Source organism: Aquitalea palustris (assembly GCF_003693445.1).
Lineage (GTDB): Bacteria > Pseudomonadota > Gammaproteobacteria > Burkholderiales > Chromobacteriaceae > Aquitalea > Aquitalea palustris.
Window position 1 is genome coordinate 91668 of record NZ_RFAR01000012.1, and the last position, 20510, is coordinate 112177.

Here is a 20510-nt window from a genome sequence, read left to right on the forward strand (position 1 = left end):
CATGGGCCGGTAATGAAACCGGCCTGAGCGCGTTGGGAAAACACGCGTTTCATTCTGTTCGCATGGATTCGGAAATACAAGCCATCCGCCTGTATGGTGATACTATTTCTCCCATTGATTTTCGCAGGCATGGCATGACACCCCACATTCTCATTATCGAAGATGATATTCATCTGGCTCAGCTGATTTCCGCCTACCTCGGCAAACACGGCTATCAGGTAAGCCTGCATGGTCGCGGCGATACCGCTGCCGATGTGATCCTGGATACCCGGCCGGATCTGGTCATTCTGGATGTGATGCTGCCGGGCAAGGAAGGCTTCGATGTCTGCCGTGAGGTACGGCTGCGCTACCATGGCCGCATCCTGATCATGACCGCGCGCGACGAGGACGTGGACGAAATCCTCGGGCTGGAACTGGGCGCCGACGACTATCTGGCCAAGCCGGTCGAACCGCGCCGCCTGCTGGCACGGGTGCGCGCCCTGCTACGGCGCGGCGTCGACGATGGCGGCAGCAGCGACAGCAGCGACAACGATGAGCTGGTATTCGGCCAGTTCAGCATCAGCCAGGGCACGCGCTCGGCCTCGCTCGCCGGCGAGGAAATGGAACTGACCACCGCCGAATTCGACCTGCTGTGGCTGCTGGCCAGCCATGCCGGCCAGGTGTTGTCGCGTGATGACATCATGAACGAGCTGCGCGGCATCGGCTTTGACGGGCTGGACCGCTCCATCGATGCCCGCATCTCGCGGCTGCGCAAAAAACTGGGCGACAGCCCCGATTCGCCCACCCGTATCAAGACCGTGCGCGGCAAGGGCTATCTTTTTTCGCGTAGTGACTGGGAATGATGAAACTGCCCCTGTTGCGAGCAGACAAGAAAGCGCGCCCCGGCAAAGCCTCCAAGGCATCACTGGCCACGCTGTTCGCCCGCTACTTCATCATCGCCATGGCCGCCGAGCTGGCCATCATCATCGGTTTCGCCTTCATGCTGGGCAAGCTGTACCAGAATAGCGACAGTGAAAACGCCCGTCGCATGCTGGATGGCCCGGCCTCGCTGCTGGTGCAAGAGCTGGAACGGGTGCCACCAGCCGGCCGCGAACACGCCCTGCCACAGCTGACGCGCCATTTCAGCTATCCGGTCAAGCTGATCACGGAATTGCCGACCGATCTGGACCCGGAGAGCAAGCAGAACTTTGCCGCCGGCAAAACCTATCTCGATTTCGACAACAACCTGCTGTACATCCCGCTACGCGACGAGCACCGCATGGTGCTGATGGGGCCGCTGGATGCCACCACCAACAGCAACGACAGCGGCTGGATTACCGAAGACATCGAAGTACTGCTGCTGTGGATCCTGTTTACCGGTAGCACGCTGGGCTTGCTGATCTACTTTTACCTGCGGCCGATGTGGCGCGATCTGGTTTCGGTGCGCGATGCCGCCGAACTGTTCGCCAACGGTGATTTCCACGTACGTACCCCGCAGGCGCATAGCCGGCTGTTCGCCCCGCTGTCCACTGCGCTGAACAGCATGGCCGCCAGGCTGGAGCGGCTGCTGGAAATGCATCAGGCGATGAGCCATGCCGTGGCGCATGAAATCCGCACTCCCATTGCCCGGCTGCGTTTCGGCCTGACCATGCTGGAAGAGGAAGAGGACGAGGCCGAGCGCCAACGCTACCGCGACGGCATGGAACGCGACATGCAGGAGCTGGAAGAGCTGATTACCGCCAGCATGGAGTACGCCAAGCTCAACCGGGGTGAATCCATCCTGCAGCGGGAGCAGGTCGACCTGTACGACTGGTTCGACGACCTGCTCGACCTGGTCAACCCGCTCAAGCCGGCCACCCTCTCCCTGTCCATGGATTGTGCACGCGGCCAGGCTACCTTCGACCGCAAGCTGATCTATGTCGCCAGCCGCAACCTGCTGCTGAACGCCTTCAAATACGCCCAGCACCAGGTGCATCTGATCGTCGAGCGCCATGGCAATATGCTGGACATCCATGTCGACGACGATGGCCACGGCATTCCGCCGCAGGACTGGGAACGGATTTTCGAACCCTTCCGCCGGCTGGACCGCAGCCGTGACCGCGCCACCGGCGGCTATGGTCTGGGGCTGTCCTATGTCAGGCTGATTGCCGAACATCACGGCGGCAATGCCTTCGCCAGCAAGAGCCCGCTGGGCGGAGCGCGGCTGACCCTGCGCATCGCCCTCAGCTGAACGGGTCACAGCCTGTCACAATCCTGTGACAGGAAACTGACAGACTGGCCGCTTTATCTTGCGCATACTGCAGGCTGTTCACTCTCCTGCCGGAATTTTCCATGCCCTCACCTCGTCCCGCCGCCCTGCTGATTCATGGCCTGGGTGGTACCGTTTACGACCTCGGCTCGCTGGGCCGCACCCTGGAAGAAGCCGGGATCGATACCCATGCCCCGCTGCTGCCAGGCCACGGCACCGTACCGGACGATCTGCTGGAAACCGGCTGGCAGGACTGGATAGACAGCATGCGCGCCCAATACCGGGCGCTGAAGCAGCGCCATGGCGTAGTGCATCTGGCCGGCGTCTGCCTGGGTGCGCTGGTGGCACTGGAAGTGGCACGGCTGGAAAACCATCAGGACAAGCTGGCGCTGTATGCGCCGCCGCTGTTTCTGGATGGCTGGAGCCTGCCGCGCCTGACCTGGCTGCGCAAGCTGGGCTATATCCTGCCGGGCATGGCCCGCCGCATGCGCGTGCCGGAAGCCGAGCCGTTCGGCATCAAGAACCAGCGTATCCGCAAGCTGATCCAGCAACGCTTCGAACGCGGCGAACGCTTTCACTATCCTTATGTGCCTCTGGCCTGCATCCGCGAGGTGGACAAACTGCGCAAGCAACTGATGCCGCGCCTGCAGGAAATCACCTGTCCCACGCTGATCGTGCATGCCGACGAAGACGACATCACCAGCCCGCGCTCGGCGCACCACCTGCAAAAACACCTGGGCGGGCCGGTCGACTTCATGCCGCTGTCCGACAGCTATCACATGATTCTGGTGGATAACGAACGCATGGCGGTACTGGCGCGCAGCGTGGATTTTTTCCGGGCCTGTCCGGCCAGCAAGCCGCGTCCGGCCAGCCCGACACAGCCGCTGTGGCAGGGTGAAGCCCTCGTCGCCTGATTTCCCCCCTGGCACTTGCAGCCACCGGGCCGACACTGCCAGCAGTGCCGGCCCTTTGTCATTGCGGGCAGGCAAAGTTCCCCGGCTTCATCAACAGCAACAAAGTGCGGCGCTTTGTCATGCAATGTCATCAAGCCGGCACAGCGCAGGTACATAGCCCAGACGCTAGCCGCACAGAGCGGCCACTCGGCTCTGGCACACTGTTTCCCATGCAAACAAGCCATGCTGCGGATCCCCCCGAGCCTGCGGCAAGGTGCTTGCTCTGTATCTGTTTAGGGTCTGGCAACGGGCCCGTTCTCCTCTGTCCTTTGTGTGACTTTGTGTAACCCGCCCCTCAGGCGGGTTCTTTTTTGTCCGCAGCGCGGGCTGCAGCAGCCGGGAAGGGCTCTGCTACAATGCCAGCCACACCACCACCCAGGATATTGCGATGAGCCATCCCCACGCCAACGATGTGAAAGCCTTTCTGCTGCAACTGCAAGACCGCATCTGCGCCGCACTGGAACAGGCCGATGGCAGCGGGCGCTTTGTCGAGGATGCCTGGCAGCGGCCGGCGGGTGGCGGCGGACGCAGCCGTGTGCTGAGCCATGGCGCGGTTTTTGAACAGGCCGGGGTGAATTTCTCGCATGTCAGTGGTGATGCACTGCCGGCTTCGGCCACCGCCCATCGTCCGGAACTGGCCGGTCGCCGTTTCGAGGCAATGGGCGTATCGCTGGTGATTCATCCGGAAAATCCGCACATTCCCACCAGCCATGCCAATGTGCGCTTTTTCATTGCCGAACAGGATGGTGCCGAACCGATCTGGTGGTTTGGTGGTGGTTTCGACCTGACGCCCTACTATGGCGTGGAAGAGGACGTGGTCCACTGGCACAGCGTGGCACGCGAGCTATGCCAGCCGTTTGGCGACACGGTTTATGCCGACTACAAGAAATGGTGCGACGAGTATTTCTTCCTCAAGCACCGCAATGAAGCGCGCGGCGTGGGCGGGCTGTTCTTTGACGATCTGAACCAGTGGGGTTTTGCCCGCTGCTTCGACTTCATGCAGGCGGTTGGTCAGGGCTTTGTCGCGGCTTATGTCCCCATCGTGGACAAGCGCAAGGCCACGCCGTGGACCGAGGCGCAACGCCAGTTCCAGCTCTACCGTCGTGGCCGCTATGTGGAATTCAATCTGGTATGGGATCGCGGCACGCTGTTCGGCCTGCAGACCGGCGGCCGTACCGAATCCATCCTGATGTCGATGCCGCCGCTGGTACGCTGGGAATATGGCTACCAGCCGGCCGAGGGCAGTGCCGAAGCCGAGTTGTACCAGCGTTTCCTGCCGGTACGCGACTGGGTGTAAGCCAGCCTACTCCACGCCGGGCGGCTGCCCCTGCAGGTCGACACAGACCCGGTTGCGGCCCTCCTGCTTGGCACGGTACATGGCGTCATCGGCGCGCTTCAGCACGGCCCCGGCCTTGCTGTCGCTGGCCAGTACCACCGCACAGCCCATGCTGGCGGTGACCTTACCCGGCAGGCCCAGCTTGGCCCAGTTAAGCCGCTCCAGCTGCAGGCGCAGACGCACTGCCGCCTTCATCGCGTCGCGCAGCTCGGTGGCCGGCAATACCAGCACAAACTCCTCGCCTCCCAGCCGTGCCACCAGATCCTGGTTGCGCAGCATGCGCCGTGCCAGCCGCACCAGCACTTTCAGCACCTCGTCACCCACCGCATGGCCGAAGGTGTCGTTGATTCTCTTGAAGTGATCCAGGTCCACCATCACCAGCGCAAACACCTGGCCCGTCTCGCGATAGCCCTGATACAGCTGTGACAGCACCGCCTGAAAGGCGCGGTGGTTCAAGGCGCCGGTCAGCGCATCGTGCTCGGACAGCCGCCGCAGCTCGCGATTGAGCACCCAGGTGCGATTCAGCAAAGACAATGCCAGCCACAACAACAAGGCGGCCACGATGCCCGGTGCCGTGCCCTTGACGATCTCCAGTGCCAGCACCTCGTTGGGCAGGTAATGCAATACCCGCATGCCGCTGTCCCCCACGGCAAACACCTTGACGTGGGCGGTGGGGCCGGCGCGGTAGTCGGCCATCACCGGCAGGCGCAGCAGGTTTTCCTGTGGCACGGCCTCCTCGGTATTAGCGGCAACAATCTGGTTCTGGGCATTCAGCAGATACAGCTTGCCCAGCACCTCGCCCGAGCTGCCCAATAACTGGTGCAGGGTAGAAATGCCGACATCCATGTAAAGAGCGCCGTAAAAACGCCCGCCGGCGACAATCGGCTGACCGATGGTCAGCATGGCCCCCTTGCCCGCCTGATCGATATAAACGGGCGTCATGAAGCGCTTGCCCGCCGGGTTTGCTTCCGGCTGAGCCATGCGCCAGAACACACCGCTGGGCGTGGCCAGGCTGTAGTGGTAATCGGCGGCGGGGGCGAAGGGATACAGGTAGATGAACTGCTGGCCTGACATGTAGTAGACCCAGGCCACGCCATGGTCATCCAGATTGCGGTAGGCTGCAGTCAGCATCGGTGCCAGCCCCAGCGCCACTGCCATCTCGCGCTGGCGTGAGGCTTCCGGCTTGCCGGGCAACACCAGCCCGGTCAGATTGCCGATCTGCTGATGGCTGAGCGGCGGCGGCAGCTGGTCCAGCGAAAAATAATTGCTCCCCGGCGCATTGCGCAGCGCGGACAGCTGGCCATCGACATCACGGGGCGGCTCGCCCCATTGCAGCTCGCGCACGGCTTCAGCCTGGATGGTGTCGATAAAACCGGATATTTTCTCGAAATGCTGGCGCAGGCCGGCCACGGCATGGTGAGCATACTGGTCGGACAGGCTGAGCGAACGGGAATAGACATACCAGCCGTTGGAAACAACCAATAGCATGAATACCAGCGTCAATATGCCGCGAAATGCCCGCTGGTGATCCAGCACCATTTCGCCCAACAGCATCCTACGCATCTTGCCAACCCGCTTGCGACTCTCTCGACACCATAGCAATGTACTTTATATATGCTCACACGCTAACACGGGTGTCAGCAGAGCTGTACCTTGCGCGGTCGATTCACAAACCGGCATTGAAAAAACGGGTCAGATTGACCCGTTTTTCCCACAACAACCCGCCTGATCAGAGCGCGAGTTTGGCAATCGCTTCCTTGGCCGCATGAATGGCGGTGGCGCGCTTGTCTTCGCCCATATTGACCGCCTCGGCCCGCACGAAGGCGATATCGCTGATGCCCAGGAAACCCAGCACGGTGCGCAGGTAGTCTTCCTGGAAGTCCATCAGCTGGCCCTGCTCGGTGGAGTACACACCGCCACGGCTGGAGACGATCACCACTTTCTTGCCACCGGCCAGGCCCTGCGGACCATTCTCGGTGTACTTGAAGGTGCGGCCGGCAGCAGCCACGCGGTCAATCCAGCTCTTCAGCTGCGACGGGATGGAAAAGTTGTACATCGGGGCACCGATCACCAGCACGTCGGCAGCCAGGAATTCTTCGATCAGCGCATTGCTCAGGGCGCTTTCACTGCGCTGGGTAGCGGTCCAGTCGGCTTCGGCAGTGAAATTGGCGCCGATGATTTCGCCGGACAGATGGGCAATCGACTGGCTGGCCAGATCGCGATAGCTGACATCGAGACCAGCATGACGCTGGCGCACGGCATCCACCACGCCGGCAGTCAGCTGACGGGAAACGGAATTCGGACCAAGAATGCTGGAATCAAGGTGAAGCAGTTTCATGATGGACTTCCTTTTTGTGCAGTTAGGTATGGGTGAATAGTAGTTTTTGATAACAATCATGACTAGACTGCAAAAAAAGGAAACATTGTTCCACCAATAGGACAATCTGATGCAAGACCTCAACGACCTGCTGTATTTTGCCAAGGTAGTGGAATTCGGCGGTTTCATGGCGGCCAGCCGCATGCTGGGCATTCCCAAATCCCGCTTGTCACGCCGGGTAGCCGAGCTGGAAGAACGTCTGGGAGTCCGCCTGCTGCAACGCACCACGCGGCGGCTGGCACTGACTGAAGTAGGCAGCAGCTATTACCAGCATTGCCAGGCCATGCTGGCCGAGGCCGAGGCGGCGGATGATGCCATTGCCCGCATCACCGCCGAACCACGCGGCCTGGTACGGGTGAGCTGCCCCGAACTGCTGGCCAAGACCTTGCTGGCACCGGCCCTGCCGCGCTTCATGCTGCGCCATCCGCAAGTGCGGGTGAGCCTGGAAGCCACCAACCGGCGGGTGGACCTGATCGAGGACAATATCGACGTCGCGCTGCGGGTGCGCAACAGCCTGGACAACAGCAGCAATCTGGTGGTGCGCCAGCTGTCGGTCAGCCAGGTCATTCTGGTGGCCAGCCCGGACTTCATGCGCCAGCATCCCATGCCGCAATCACCGGCCGACTTGCTCGCGCTGCCGGCACTGACCATGAGCCGTGCGGATGGCCGTGGCCAGTGGCAGTTGCTGGACCAGGCCGGCCATAGCTACAACCTGCAGATCGACAGCCCGCGCCTGATGACCGACGACCTGCTGGTGCTGCTGGAGGCCGCCATCGCCGGTCTGGGTGTGGCGGCACTGCCGGTGATGGTCTGTGACGAGGCCTTGCAGCAAGGACGCTTGCTGCGGCTGCTGCCGGAATTCGACAGCCCCTGGGGTATTCTGCATGCCGCCTTTACCAGCCGGCGCGGCCTGTCACCAGCCATCAGGGCCTTTATCGATTTTCTGGTGACCGAACTGATCCCAGCGGGCCACCCCTCTTACCCACCGGCCGGCTAGGCTGTCCGCCGCCTGCGCTGTGCCAACAGGTAATCGTACAGCTGGGCGGCTGTTTGTGGCCGGGCAAAATGATAGCCCTGAGCCTGCTCGCATCCCATTTGCCGCAACAGCTCGGCAATCTGCGGGCTTTCCACCCCTTCAGCCAGCGTCTGCAACTGCAGCTTGCGCGCCATTTCGATGATGGCGCAGACGATATTGCCATCGTCGGCATCTTCTACCAGATGGTGGATGAAGGATTGGTCGATCTTCAGCTTGTTGACCGACAGCCGCTTGAGATAGGCCAGGCTGGAATAGCCGGTGCCAAAGTCGTCGATGGCCAGCCTGACCCCCAGTTCGCTCAGCCGTGACAGGGTGTGCTGCACGCCTTCGGTCTGGTGCAGCAAGGTGGTTTCGGTCAGCTCCAGCTCCAGCAGCTGCGGCGGCAAACCGCTGTGTGCCAGCGCCTCGGCCACGGTGTGTTCCAGATTGCCGCGCTTGAACTGCACCGCCGAGATATTGACTGCCACACACAAGGGGCTGCCCTGCTCCTGCTGCCACAGCGCCGCCTGACGGCAGGCCTCACGCAGCACCCACTCGCCCAGTGGCACGATCAGACCACTGCTTTCGGCCATGGGGATGAACTCGGCCGGGTTAATCAGCCGCTCGCCATCCTGCCAGCGCACCAGTGCTTCCACCCCCAATACCTGGCCATCGGACAGTCTTATCTGCGGCTGGTAGTGCAGCACGAACTGGCCGGCCTCCAGTGCCGCCATGAAATGGCTGCGCAAGCGCAGTACCTGCTGCGCCTCGACATTCATCCGCTCATCGAACAGCCGGTAAGTATTACGTCCGGCATCCTTGGCGTGATACATGGCGGTATCCGCCTTTTTCATCAGCGTGGTGAAATCCTCGCCATCAGCCGGATACAGGGCAACCCCGATGGAGGCCGAGGTGGACAGCTGATGGCTGTTCAGCACGAAAGGCTGCTCCAGGCCATGCAGGATGCGCCCGATCAGCAGTGCCAGGCCCTCCAGCCCACCCATGCCATGCAGGCCGGGCAGCAAGAGCAGGAATTCGTCGCCCCCCAGGCGGCAGGCCGTGTCGTGCTCGCGCAGCAAGGACTGCAGCCGCTGTGCCACCGCTTGCAGCATCTCGTCGCCGACATCGTGTCCCAGTGAATCATTGATGGTCTTGAAGCCGTCCAGGTCCAGAAACAGCATGGCCAGCTGCTCCTGATGGCGCTGGGCCAGGCTGGCCAGCTGGCAAAAGCGGTCTTCGGCCAGAATACGGTTGGGCAGGCCGGTCAGCGCATCGTGATGGGCGAGGAAGGCAATCTGCTGCTGCTGCCGCTTGCGTTCGCCAATATCCTGGAACAGCAGCACCGTGCCCACATTCTGGCCATCCTTGAGCAGCGGGTAGGCATCGTAACGTACGGCCAGCAGGCTGCCATCGGCGCGGGTGAACACATCATCGGCTTCATGCACGCTCTGTCCTTGCCGCACCGCCTGACGGATCAGGCAGTTCGCCGCCGGCAAGGGCCGGCCATCGGCTTGCTGCGCATGAATCAGGCCCGGCAGGTCCTCTGCACGCAGGGTGGCTTCATCGGCATGGCCCAGCAGCTGGCGGGCGGCCGGATTGGAAAACAGGTAGCGACCCTGGTGATCCATGCCGCAGATACCCTCGCCCACCGAATTGAACAATTGCTGGAAGCGGTCTTCGCTGGCCTGCAACTCGCCACTGGCATGTAGCCGCCGCTCTTCCGACCGACGCAGCCGCTGCAGCAGCCAGGCCAGCAGCAGCAGCGACAGCAAGGACACCACCACCGTGCCCAGCAAGGTGGTATGCCACTGCGCCAGAAAATCATCACTGGCAATGCCGGCTGCCACATAAAAAGGAAAATCGCCCACCCGCTTGAAAGCATAAACCCGCTCGATGTGGTCGATGGCGGAATAAAAACGGATCACCCCCTGCTGTTCTCCGGCCTCCACCCGCTGGTGCATCGGATTGTTATGCAGGGTCTGGTTGACCGTGCCTGGCCGGGCCGGATGGCGCAACACCAGCCGGCCATCGTCGCTGCGGCGAAAGGTAATCACCCCATGCGGGCCCAGATCCACGGCGTCGAACAGTTTCTGAAAATAGCCGATATCCAGCGGCGCCATGGCAATGCCGGCAAAAGCGCCTTGTGGCGTACGGATCGGCACCGCCATATACAGCTGCAGGTTGCGATTGATACGGCCGGTAGCCACTTCGGAAAAGAACAGTGCTTGCTGTGGATGCTGGCTCAGGGCGATGAAATAGCTGCGGTCGCGTACATTGGCTTGTGGCAGCACGCGGTCCGAGGCATAGAGCACATTACCCGCAGCATCGATCAGCCGCAGGCCGATGATTTCGGGAAAATGGCGCGCCGGCAAGGCCAGCTGCTGCTGTATGGCGGCTGCATACTGTGGTCGGGCGGCCAGCGACAGGGCCGACAGCGGTGTGCGCTGGGCCAGTTCTTCCAGGTTGGCCTGGGTACGCCGCAGGGCGGCCTCCAGCCTGGCCTCCAGCACGGCCACCACATTGCGGGCATTCACTTCGGCCTGGTGCTGTTTTTCGACATAGGCCGTGCCCAGCAGAAACGCGATCAGCGCTGCCGTGCCCATGAACAGCAGCAGGAAAAACACCAGGTAAATGCGTTGCGGACGCTGGATCATGGGCCAAGGAAGGATCGTTGATGCTGAAACCCATGTTAACAAACCCCATCTGGCTGTCCTAGCAACTTCACCGTCCACAAGCTGACAAAAATCAAAATGCCGGCTCGACAGAAAATACAATGACATTACTGATCAACACGGCCAATACAAAGCGGATTTTCCCCCCGACTACCCCAGGCCTGCCGGCAAACTCACTGTGCTGCGCAGCAGGTTTTTGACTATGCTGTGCCACGCGCCTGGTGTGACTACCAGCGCCTACCACCCCCAAGATGTACTTTCCGCAACAAGGAGCAGCCTGTGAACGCAAGATGGATTGATATCCCCACCGCCGACGGCCAGACATTCAGCGCCTATCTGACGCTGCCGCCCACGGGCAGCGGCCCCGGTATTGTGCTGGTACAGGAAATCTGGGGTGTCAATGAACACATCCGCGCCGTAGCCGATCAATATGCCCTGGCCGGCTTCGTGGTACTGGCACCGGATGTATTCTGGCGCCTCAAACCCAGAGTGGATCTGGCTTATGACGCCGCCGGCACCCAGCAAGCCTTTGGCTACTACCAGACGGTAGACACCGCACTGGCAGCAGCCGATGTGGCGGCGACCGTGGCACAGCTGCGCCAGCTCCCCGAGCTAACAGGCAAGGTCGCCACCCTGGGCTACTGCCTGGGCGGCCAGCTGGCCTTCCGCGCCACAGCGCTGAGCCAGGCCGATGCTGCCGTGTGTTTTTACGGTGGCGGCATCGACCAGCACCTGGAGCTGGCGGCACAGATCAGCCAGCCCATCCTGTTTCACTATGCCGGTCAGGACGAGCACATTGCGCCCAGCGCCGTTGCCCAGGTCAAGGCGGCGTTTGCCGGCAAGGACAATGCCGTATTCTTCGACTACCCGGCAGCCGGCCATGGTTTCAATTGCTGGGGCCGCCTGGCCGTCTACAATCAGGCCGCCGCTGCGCTGGCCACCGGCCGTACCCTACAGTTCCTGGCCGAGCATCTCTAGGCGCCCGCCCGGCACACCGCCCCAGGCCAGCCATGCAGCCTGGCCTTGATCACCCCAACAGCCCCGCCCACGGGGCTGTTGCTCATGGGCGCTCAGGGTTGCCAGTCCTGGTAGGGCTGGTGCACGGCGGCATAAGCGCGGGCCAGTTCACCACTGGCGCGTGCAGCTGCAATCGCCTTGCTCAGCACCTGATTGACATAATTGCCGCGCCGGTTGCAGGAAAGAAAGATCACGTCCGGATAGTCATCGAAATGAGAGCGGTGCACATGATCCAGCCTGAGTTTGCGGATCAGGAAATCCGCTTCCTCCTGCGCCCAGATCACCCCGTCTATCCGCCCCTGATTGAGCATTTTCAGTGAGCGCTCCAGATCAACCACACTGTCGGTATGAAAGCCCCAGTTGGTCGGCGGCGCCGCCAGCCGGTATTTGTTGAGATTGGCCATGTCCAGCACGGCGGCCTTGTCCAGCGGCATGGCCTTGTTGCTGTACAGCACAAAGCTGACCTTGCCCAGCATCTCATGCCCAAACTGGTAGGGCGTCTGGCTATCCGCTCCGTCGCGGATTTTCATGATGGGAAAGCGAAAATCGGCATGCTGATCGCTGATGTCCAGATAAACCCGCCGCACCGGCTCGATGCTGAGGCTGATCCGCCCCGCAGGGTAGTACTTGTTCACCACCCGGATCAGATTGGCAAAGGGGCTGTCCTCGACATTTTCCAGCACTTGCGGCAGAAACACGGCAATGCCGTGGATATCCGGCCGGTTATACGGCGCCGTACCATCCGGCGTGACCGTCGCATTGCAAGCCTGCGCAGGCTGCGGCAACAGGCTGAATATGAATGTACCGCGCATGATCATCCGCCACATGTGTAAGCACCTTCAAGCAGCTTGCGATAATGCGTATTAGCATCAATCCGCCCACCGTGCCGGGCAAAATCAGCGCAAACACCATCCACAGTGGCGGCGCAGGCGACTAGTCCAGCCAGGGATGTGCCGCCAGCCAGCGCCCCAGCTCATTGTCATTGGCGCATTGCAGTTTGCTGAAGATATTGGCGCGATGGGTTTCCACCGAGCGATGGCCACACGGCGGCACCAGAATGCGGGCGATCTCCTTGTTGGGTTGGCCCAGTCCCACCAGCCGGGCCACCTCGCGTTCACGCGGCGTCAGCTCGGCCCAGCGCTGCAGCGCCTGGGCGCGGGCACGGGCCAGGGCGATGGCCGCCGGCAGCTTGTCCAGCAGCTGCTGGGTATCCGGCTTTTCCACCCAGTCGTAGGCACCACGCCGCACCGCCTCCAGCGCGGTGGGGATATCGCCGTGCGCGGACAGAAACAGGGTGACCAGCGGGCTGTGTGCCGCCAGCAAATGGTCAAACACGCTCAGCCCGCTCATCCCGCCCAGGCGCAGGTCGAGAATCACGCAGCCGGGCTGGCGCAGGTTGACCGCGCCAAGAAAATCCTCGCCCGAGGCAAAGGCCTGCACCGCCAGCCCCTGGGAAAACAGCAGCAGGATCAGCGAGCGGCGCAGTGCTTCGTCGTCATCGACCAGAAACAGGGTCAGTGGCAAATCGTTCATGGTTCCACCGGTAGGGTAAAAGTAAACACCGCGCCCCCGCCGGCACGGTCATCAACCGTCATGGCACCGCCATGCGCTTCGATGATGGTGCGGCAGATATTCAGCCCCAGGCCCAGCCCGTCCGGCTTGGTGGTAAAAAACGGGGCAAAGATCTGTTCGCGCTGCTCGGGGGGAATGCCCGGCCCCGAGTCGGCCACGCTGATGCTGACCAGCTGCTCCAGCCGCTGACAGGCCAGGGTAATGGTAGGGCTGTGTGCCGGCTGGCCCTGCATGGCGTGGAGTGCATTGTGGATGAGATTGACCAGCACCTGCTCCAGCAACACCGTATCGCCACGCACCGGCGCCGCCGCATCGTCCAGCAGCAGCTGCAACTGCACACCGTGGCGTTGCAACTCCGGCTTCAGCAGCAGCGCCGCATGAGAGATGACATTCTCCATGCGCAGGCTTTCGTAGTGCGCCCGTTGCGGATTGATGAACACCCGCACCCGCTTGACGATTTCACTGGCGCGCCGCGACTGCTCGACGATTTCGTCCAGCGTACCGGCCAGCAGCTCGGTGGCGCCCTGCGCCGCCAGCGCCCGTGCGGCAATGGCAAAATTGGACAGGGCCATCAGCGGCTGGTTGAGTTCGTGCGCCAGGGTGGAAGCCATTTCCCCCACGCTGGCCAGCCGGGCGCTGCGGGCCAGCCGCAACTCCTGATCGCGCTGACGTGCTTCGGCCTGCTTTTGCGCGGTGATGTCCACCACGGAGCTCATCCAGCCACGGTGCACTCCTTGCGCATCCACCAGCGGTGCGGTGTACACCATGGTGATCACATCCCGTCCGTCCTTGTGGCGGATGCGTGACTCGAAGCCCTGCGGGGTGGCACGCCCCTGCAGCACCTCGTCGCTCTCGCGAGCCTGCTTTTCCAGATCATCCGGATGCCAGTAAGGATAAGGCGGGCGGCGCCCCAGCAATTCTTCTGCCGTATAGCCCACCATGGCGCACAGTGCCGGATTGACATAGATGATGGTGCCCGCCGCATCGCGGGCCCGCATGCCCACCAGCAAGGAGTCTTCCATGGCCTTGCGGAAGCTGTGCGCCTCTTCCAGATCCCGCGTGCGTTCTTCTACCCGGTGCTCCAGTTCCAGCCGCGCCGCGCGCTGTTCGACAAAGCGCTTCTCGCGCAGCCGCCAGTACAGGATGCCCAGCAGCAGCAGTGCCACCGCCAGGGCGCTGAGCATGAGCGCGGCCTGCCGCGCCTGCACCACCTCCTTCATGTCGGTGGTTACCGTCAGGGTCCAGCCCAGCTCCGGCAGCGGGGTATCCAGCGCAAACAGCTCGCGGCGCTGGCCTTGTACCGTGGTATGCAGGACAAAGCCCCCGGTGTCGGCCGCTGGCTCACGCCGCCAGGGCAGCACGGCAAAACGCTCGCGGCTGCCATACTGGCGATGGCTGCCTATCCAGCGCAAATCCGCCGCTGACACCGGCTGGATGCTGTGAAACAGCCATTCGGGCACCGCGCTCAGAAAGACAATGCCATGGCCATCGCGCAGCACCACCGGGTCGCTGCCGCGCATCCACGCTGCCTGCAAAGGCTCCAGGCTGATCTTGACCGCCACCACACCCAGAATGACACCATTCACCCGCACCGCTTCGGCAATGAACAGGCCAGACTGGCCGGTGGTGAGGCCAAGGCCGTAAAACAGGCCGCGCTGGCCTTGCAAGGCGTTTTCAAAATAAGGGCGCTGGCGATAAGACTCGCCGACAAAGCTAGACGGCAGCTGCCAGTTGCTGGCCGCCAGCGTCAGCCCGGCGCGGTCGATCAGGAACAGGGCCGCCGCACCGGTGGTGCGCTGCAAATCAGCAAAGTAAGCATTGACCCGCCGCTGCAAGGCGGCATCGTGCGGGGTGCTGAGCAAGGCTTGCACATCGGGCTGGCGGGCAGCGGCATAGGGCAGGAAATCGTGCTTCTCCACCAGGCCCCGCAGGCCCAGCACATGGGCGGCGGCGGCCTGACGCAAGGCCACCGTCTTGGATTGCAGCTCGTGCTGCGCAGCCCAGTTGCCCGATGCCACGATCAGAACAAGCGCGCCGGCCAGCGTGAGCAGCCTGCGCCAGTGGCGTGCATTGAACCAGGCAAGCATGGCATTTCCCACAAGGCAGAGCAGACGAACATAACAGCTGCCCCCGCGCTTTGGAACACTTCTCCGTAGTTTTACGGAGAAGCGTACGACGAAGTTGCGGATGCTCGCCCGGCCCCTGCCTGCCATAGTAAAAGGCCAAAAACGGGGGAGACCTGCCCTCTCCCGCACAACAAAAGGAGACCATCAATGAGCACCGCTTCCATCAGGCCGGCCAGCGACAGCCAGCCCGGCGAACGCATTTCCGGCAAACGCTTGCGCGCCATCTTCGTCGGCTCCGCCGGCAATCTGGTCGAATGGTTTGATTTTTACTGCTATTCCGCCTTCGCCCTGTACTTTGCCAGCGCCTTTTTCCCGGCGCAGGACCCGACGGCACAGATGATGTCCACCGCCGGCATTTTTGCCCTGGGATTTTTCGTACGCCCGCTGGGCGGCATCCTGTTTGGTCACCTGGGCGACCGCCACGGCCGCAAGACTGCGCTGATGGCCTCGGTGCTGCTGATGTGTTTTGGCTCGCTGCTGATCGCCTGTGCCCCCACCTATGCCTCGGTCGGCATCCTCTCGCCGTGTATCCTGCTGCTGGCACGCCTGCTGCAAGGCCTCAGCCTGGGCGGCGAGTACGGCGCCAGTGCCACCTATCTGTCAGAAATGGCGGATTCAAAACACCGTGGTTTCTATAGCAGCTTCCAGTACGTCACGCTGATTGGCGGCCAGCTGCTGGCACTGATCCTGCTGCTGGTCTTGCAGAAATTCCTGCTCAGCGCCGAAGAACTGCGCGCCTGGGGCTGGCGCATTCCCTTTGTCATCGGCGCCGGGCTAGCCATCCTCGCCCTGCGCATGCGCCACAACATGCCGGAAACCCAGTCGTTCGAAACCGCCCGCAAACAAGCCAAACCGATGGGCGGACTGAAGCAGCTGGCACGCCATCCCAAGGAAGTATTGCTGGTGGTGGGCCTGACCATGGGCGGCACCCTGGCCTTCTATGTCTACACCACCTATATGCAGAAATTCCTGCGGCTATCGGTCGGCCTGACCGACGGACAAACCACCGCCGTCTCTGCTGCCTCGCTGCTGTTCGCCATGTGCCTGCAACCGCTGTATGGCGCCCTGTCCGACCGCATTGGCCGCCGCCCGCTGCTGGTGGGCTTTGCCCTGCTCGGCACCCTGTTCACCGTGCCACTGCTCACCGCCATCCGTAACGCCAGCGGCCCCTGGGAAGCCTTTGCCCTGATTGCCTGTGCCTGGATCATTGTCTCCGGCTATACCTCCATCAATGCCCTGGTCAAGGCCGAGCTGTTTCCCGCCACCATCCGCGCCACCGGGGTGGGCGTGCCCTACGCCTTTGCCGTATCGGTGTTTGGCGGCACCGCCGAATACCTCGCCTTGTGGTTCAAATCCATCCACATGGAAAGCGGCTTCTACTGGTATGCCACCGCAGTGATCGCTTGCTCCTTGCTGGTTTGCTGGTTCATGCGCGACACCGCGGACCACTCGCAAATCGATGCCGAAATCAAAGGGCATTAACAGCGGCGCCCCACCCTGATAGCGTCACCGCTCAGCCAAGCACCGTCTCCCCACATCGGGGGAACGGTGCTTTTTTTGTGACTTCAGGCGCTCTTCAAATCAGATCATCCAGCCAAAAATCCTTAACCGAAGGGCATTGGGCATGCCAGTGCCGCCTTCGCCACATGAGGTGCCGCCAGCCACAGCTGGCTGCCGCGTGATCAGGCCAGCTCCCGCCTAATAGAGTATTCGCCAGCAGCACGGCACAGCGGTTATTCTCCCATCATGCAGCGTGACTGAATGATGGAAAACAAGCAGACATCGGGTACCGACTATGTTTTGGGAGATTAATCTGTGAATGCGATCAGATGCATGAGCATCGGCAGCCGTTTGATCCTGGCTTTTGGCATGTTGTTACTGACCTTGATTCTGGTGGCAGCCTTTGCCTTGCACCAAATGACTCAGCAAAAAAACATCACGGCCATGATTGTGGAGGATCAGTCATTACGCGTCGCCCTGGCCAACGAATTGAAGAGCGATGCACAAGCCGCGGCGCTCCCCCTGTTGCAGCTGCTGGTGACCAGTGAACGGGATGCGCGGATTCCCTTGTACAAAAACATGGATGAAATCAATGCCGCCGCAGCCAAGGCGCTGGACAATTTGCGCAAGGCCAGTCCGGATGGCGGCAACAAGGAGGCGCTGGACCAGATAAGCGCACTGTCCTCAGCCTACCGGCACGCCTTTCAGGACACGGTTGAACAAATCGAACTGGACGGCCCGGCATCGGCACACCAGCATTTTCTCAGCCATACCCAACCGGCCTTGAAAGCGCTGCTGGGGGCGGTGGATACTCTGCTGGCCAAGGAACAGCAGGCCATGAAAGATGGCCAGCATGCCCTGGTGCAATCCGAGGCAAATGCCCGCCTGATGGTCGTGTCCATGACGGTGGCGGCCATTGTGTTAAGCGTGTTGCTGGCCTGGATGGTGACCCGTAGCATCACCCTGCCCCTGGCCGAAGCGGTAGCCTTTGCCAGCCGGGTGGCCACCGGCGATCTCGATCATCAGCTGCATGTGCAAGGCAAGGACGAGACGGCTGTGCTGGCGCGTGCCCTGATCACCATGCAAAGCGCGTTGTCCAAGCTGATCGGCTCCATTCATGCTTCGGCGCACAGCATGCGCCAGGCAGCAGAGCAGATGAGCCTGCCGGTAGAGCATGTACAAGCCAGCTCAAAGGCGCAGCACGAGGCGGTGGCCCAGGTGACGCGCACCACCGCCACCTTTGCCCACGAGGCAAAGGACATCGCGCTGACAGCCGGCAGCAGCCGGCAGCAGGCCGAGGCCGCACGCGATCTGGCTTCGCAGGGCTGTGAGCTGATCAACACCGCGTCCAATGAAGTAACCGGCATTGCCGCCACCATTTCCAAATCAGCCAATGCGGTCGATACCCTGCGCGAGCGCGCCATCTCGGTGCGTTCACTGCTGAGCACCGTGAAAGAAATTGCCGATCAAACCAATCTGCTGGCCCTGAATGCCGCCATTGAAGCGGCCAGAGCCGGCGAAGCCGGCCGGGGATTCGCCATTGTGGCCGACGAAGTGAGAAAGCTGGCGGACCGCACCTCCAAGGCCACCATCGAAATTGATGATGTGATTGATGCCATCGACAAACAAACCAGTGTTGCCATCCAGCAAATTGATCTGGGCCAGCAAGAAATGCGCCGTGGTGTCGAGCTGATCGAGGGGATGGTGCAGCCACTGAACCAGTTACGGGAAGGCGCCGAGCAGTCGCTTGGCCGGCTAGACCAGCTGGCCACCACCCTGTCGCGCCAGATGCAGGACAGCAGCACCATCGCTCAAAGCATTGCCGAGGTGGGGAATATGGCTTCGGACAATCTGCAGGCCACTGCTGCTGTGGCCAGGACATCGCAATCGCTGGACAACCTGTCAGCCGAATTGACCAGGGAACTGCAACGCTTCCGGCTGGCCCGCTGACACGCCGGGCAGCAGCCTGGCGGCAGGCAAACCCTGCCAGCTTGCTGCCTGCCCAGGCGCGACAGCCACTACCGCCACCCGTTTGTTACGGTCAAACACACGCTGGCCATGGCGCGCTGCAGAGTGCTTGCTCCATAGTCCGTCCCGCTAGCCAATGAATGAGGAAATACGCTGTGGACAGATTCGCCGCCATGGAAACCTTTGTCTGCGTCGTAGAGGCCGGGTCGTTTTCTGCGGCAGCACGACGCCTGAGTGTGGGGCAACCCGCCGTATCCAAAACGGTGGCCCAGCTGGAAGAACACCTGGGAGTACGCCTGTTGACCCGCTCGACACGCGGCCTGAGCCCCACGGAAGCCGGAGTGCATTTTTTTGAGCGGGCCAGGCTGGCCATCCAGGAAGCGGATGCTGCCGAACTGGCGGCGCGGGGCGCGGCCGGCAGCCTGTCTGGCCGCCTGCGTGTTTCAGCTGCGGTAACCTTTGCCCGGCTGCATGTTCTTCCCGCCCTGCCCCGCTTTCTGGCTGCCCATCCCGAACTGGAAGTGGATGTCATTCTGGATGATCGTAGCGTTGACCTGATTGAAGAAGGCATCGATGTTTCGCTGCGCATGGGCAGTCTTGGCGACTCCGCGATGACCGCGCGCAAGATCAGCCAGTCACCGCGCCTGGTGGTGGCAACGCCTGGCTATCTGGCAGGCGCAGGCCGGCCAGGCAGCCCGGCAGAGTTGCTGTCCCATCAGGTGATCGTCTATATGCAAGGTCAACGCAATGCCACGTGGACCTTCCGCCAGGGCAGTAGCGAGGTATCGGTTGCGGTGTACGGCAGGGTGCGGGTCTCGGCCGCAGAGGGCGTGCGTGCCGCCGTGTTGGCCGATATGGGGCTGGCCATCGCTTCGGCCTGGATGTTCGCGCCAGAACTGGCCAGCGGGGCCGTCGAGCCGGTGCTGCCCGACTGGCAGCTGCCACCAGTGGAGCTATGGGCGGTTTTCCCGAATGGCCGTCTGGCCAGCAGCAAGGCCCGCGCCTTTGTCGATTTCGTGGCAGACGAACTGGCAGCAGCGCGGGCCTGATGCGGGTGACGATCCGCTTCATTCCTCGCAGGAATAGCTGATAGTCGGGGCCGCCGTCTTATCGCCATGTCAGCTCCGGCACAGAATGGCCCCATCCCCGCCGTGGGGTACATTCAATCCTGAGGAAAACAGCATGACCACCATCAATGTTCCCGCACGCGAACAAGTCGCACCGGCCAATCAGGCGATTTTCGACAGCCTGCAAAAGGCCTTGGGCTTTGTGCCCAATCTGTATGCCACCTTTGCCCACTCCGATACCGCACTGGCCACCTATCTGGCCCTGCAAAATGCCAAATCCTCACTCAGCGGGCGCGAACGGGAGGTCATCAATCTGGTGGTCAGCCAGGTCAACCACTGCCGCTACTGCCTGGCCGCCCATACCGCCCTGGGCAAGATGCACGGCTTCACCGACGAACAGATCATCCAGATTCGTCGTGCCAATATTGATTTCGACCCCAAACTCGCCGCCCTGGCCGCTTTTGTCAAACAGGTCGCCGTGGCTCGTGGCCATGACAGCGAAGCCGCCAGAACCACCTTTTTTGCTGCCGGTTACAGCAAGGCCAATCTGATCGACACCCTGATGGTGGTGGGAGACAAGATCATCAGCAATTACCTGCACAGCGTGACCGACATTCCGGTCGACTTCCCGGCTGCCATCGACATCGACGACTGAAGCCGGTGGCACGACGTGCAGCCCG

16 protein-coding genes are annotated in these 20510 nt (G+C 62.0%); 10 read left to right on the forward strand and 6 right to left on the reverse strand.

Annotated elements, in window-relative coordinates; translation table 11 throughout:
• The first annotated feature begins 134 nt into the window (after positions 1 to 134).
• From EAY64_RS04315 to hemF, 4 genes are all read left to right on the forward strand, one after another.
• Positions 135 to 842: a winged helix-turn-helix domain-containing protein gene (locus tag EAY64_RS04315; RefSeq protein WP_103523605.1), complete on the forward strand. Its 708-nt coding sequence runs from the start codon at positions 135 to 137 to the stop codon at positions 840 to 842.
• Positions 839 to 2209 (forward strand): ATP-binding protein, encoded by a 1371-nt coding sequence (locus tag EAY64_RS04320; protein WP_226034174.1) that lies wholly within the window; start codon positions 839 to 841, stop codon positions 2207 to 2209. The genes EAY64_RS04315 and EAY64_RS04320 overlap by 4 nt, the downstream gene beginning before the upstream one ends.
• Before the next feature lie 101 nt (positions 2210 to 2310).
• Positions 2311 to 3141 (forward strand): alpha/beta hydrolase, encoded by an 831-nt coding sequence (locus EAY64_RS04325; protein ID WP_103523559.1) that lies wholly within the window; start codon positions 2311 to 2313, stop codon positions 3139 to 3141.
• A 427-nt stretch (positions 3142 to 3568) separates the two neighbouring features.
• Positions 3569 to 4477 (forward strand): oxygen-dependent coproporphyrinogen oxidase, encoded by a 909-nt coding sequence (gene hemF, locus EAY64_RS04330; protein ID WP_103523560.1) that lies wholly within the window; start codon positions 3569 to 3571, stop codon positions 4475 to 4477.
• Positions 4478 to 4483: 6 nt separating this feature from the next.
• Here the strand turns inward: hemF and EAY64_RS04335 are convergent, their stop codons facing one another.
• Positions 4484 to 6079, reverse strand: a complete 1596-nt coding sequence (locus EAY64_RS04335; RefSeq protein WP_103523561.1) for a sensor domain-containing diguanylate cyclase — start codon at positions 6077 to 6079, stop codon at positions 4484 to 4486.
• A gap of 166 nt (positions 6080 to 6245) precedes the next feature.
• The gene (locus EAY64_RS04340; protein WP_103523562.1) at positions 6246 to 6854 is read right to left on the reverse strand and encodes an FMN-dependent NADH-azoreductase; all 609 of its coding nucleotides are present in this window, start codon (positions 6852 to 6854) and stop codon (positions 6246 to 6248) included.
• 109 nt (positions 6855 to 6963) lie between these two features.
• Between EAY64_RS04340 and EAY64_RS04345 the strand changes: the two genes are divergently transcribed.
• Positions 6964 to 7890 (forward strand): LysR substrate-binding domain-containing protein, encoded by a 927-nt coding sequence (locus EAY64_RS04345; protein ID WP_103523563.1) that lies wholly within the window; start codon positions 6964 to 6966, stop codon positions 7888 to 7890.
• On the opposite strand, the gene EAY64_RS04350 is transcribed toward EAY64_RS04345, so the two are convergent.
• Positions 7887 to 10562 (reverse strand): bifunctional diguanylate cyclase/phosphodiesterase, encoded by a 2676-nt coding sequence (locus EAY64_RS04350; RefSeq protein WP_158604607.1) that lies wholly within the window; start codon positions 10560 to 10562, stop codon positions 7887 to 7889. The two genes, EAY64_RS04345 and EAY64_RS04350, sit on opposite strands and share 4 nt — an antisense overlap.
• Before the next feature lie 297 nt (positions 10563 to 10859).
• Between EAY64_RS04350 and EAY64_RS04355 the strand changes: the two genes are divergently transcribed.
• Complete coding sequence (locus EAY64_RS04355; RefSeq protein WP_103523565.1) at positions 10860 to 11558, forward strand: dienelactone hydrolase family protein; 699 nt, start codon at positions 10860 to 10862, stop codon at positions 11556 to 11558.
• Positions 11559 to 11650: 92 nt separating this feature from the next.
• Here the strand turns inward: EAY64_RS04355 and EAY64_RS04360 are convergent, their stop codons facing one another.
• The 3 genes from EAY64_RS04360 to EAY64_RS04370 form a co-directional block, all read right to left on the reverse strand.
• A complete protein-coding gene (locus tag EAY64_RS04360) occupies positions 11651 to 12409 on the reverse strand; it encodes an amino acid ABC transporter substrate-binding protein (RefSeq protein ID WP_147456173.1) in 759 nt (252 codons plus the stop codon).
• A 121-nt stretch (positions 12410 to 12530) separates the two neighbouring features.
• Positions 12531 to 13130, reverse strand: a complete 600-nt coding sequence (locus EAY64_RS04365; protein WP_103523567.1) for a response regulator transcription factor — start codon at positions 13128 to 13130, stop codon at positions 12531 to 12533.
• On the reverse strand, positions 13127 to 15256 hold the full coding sequence (locus EAY64_RS04370) for a sensor histidine kinase (protein ID WP_103523568.1): 2130 nt from the start codon (positions 15254 to 15256) through the stop codon (positions 13127 to 13129). The genes EAY64_RS04365 and EAY64_RS04370 overlap by 4 nt, the downstream gene beginning before the upstream one ends.
• Before the next feature lie 186 nt (positions 15257 to 15442).
• On the opposite strand from EAY64_RS04370, the gene EAY64_RS04375 reads away from it, so the two are divergent.
• From EAY64_RS04375 to EAY64_RS04390, 4 genes are all read left to right on the forward strand, one after another.
• Positions 15443 to 16777: an MFS transporter gene (locus EAY64_RS04375; RefSeq protein WP_103523569.1), complete on the forward strand. Its 1335-nt coding sequence runs from the start codon at positions 15443 to 15445 to the stop codon at positions 16775 to 16777.
• A 351-nt stretch (positions 16778 to 17128) separates the two neighbouring features.
• Positions 17129 to 18745, forward strand: a complete 1617-nt coding sequence (locus tag EAY64_RS04380) for a methyl-accepting chemotaxis protein (protein WP_103523570.1) — start codon at positions 17129 to 17131, stop codon at positions 18743 to 18745.
• Between the two features lie 173 nt (positions 18746 to 18918).
• Entirely contained in the window at positions 18919 to 19812 is an 894-nt protein-coding gene (locus EAY64_RS04385; RefSeq protein WP_103523571.1) for a LysR family transcriptional regulator, read from the forward strand.
• A 133-nt stretch (positions 19813 to 19945) separates the two neighbouring features.
• Positions 19946 to 20485: a carboxymuconolactone decarboxylase family protein gene (locus EAY64_RS04390; RefSeq protein WP_103523572.1), complete on the forward strand. Its 540-nt coding sequence runs from the start codon at positions 19946 to 19948 to the stop codon at positions 20483 to 20485.
• Positions 20486 to 20510 lie beyond the last annotated feature (25 nt).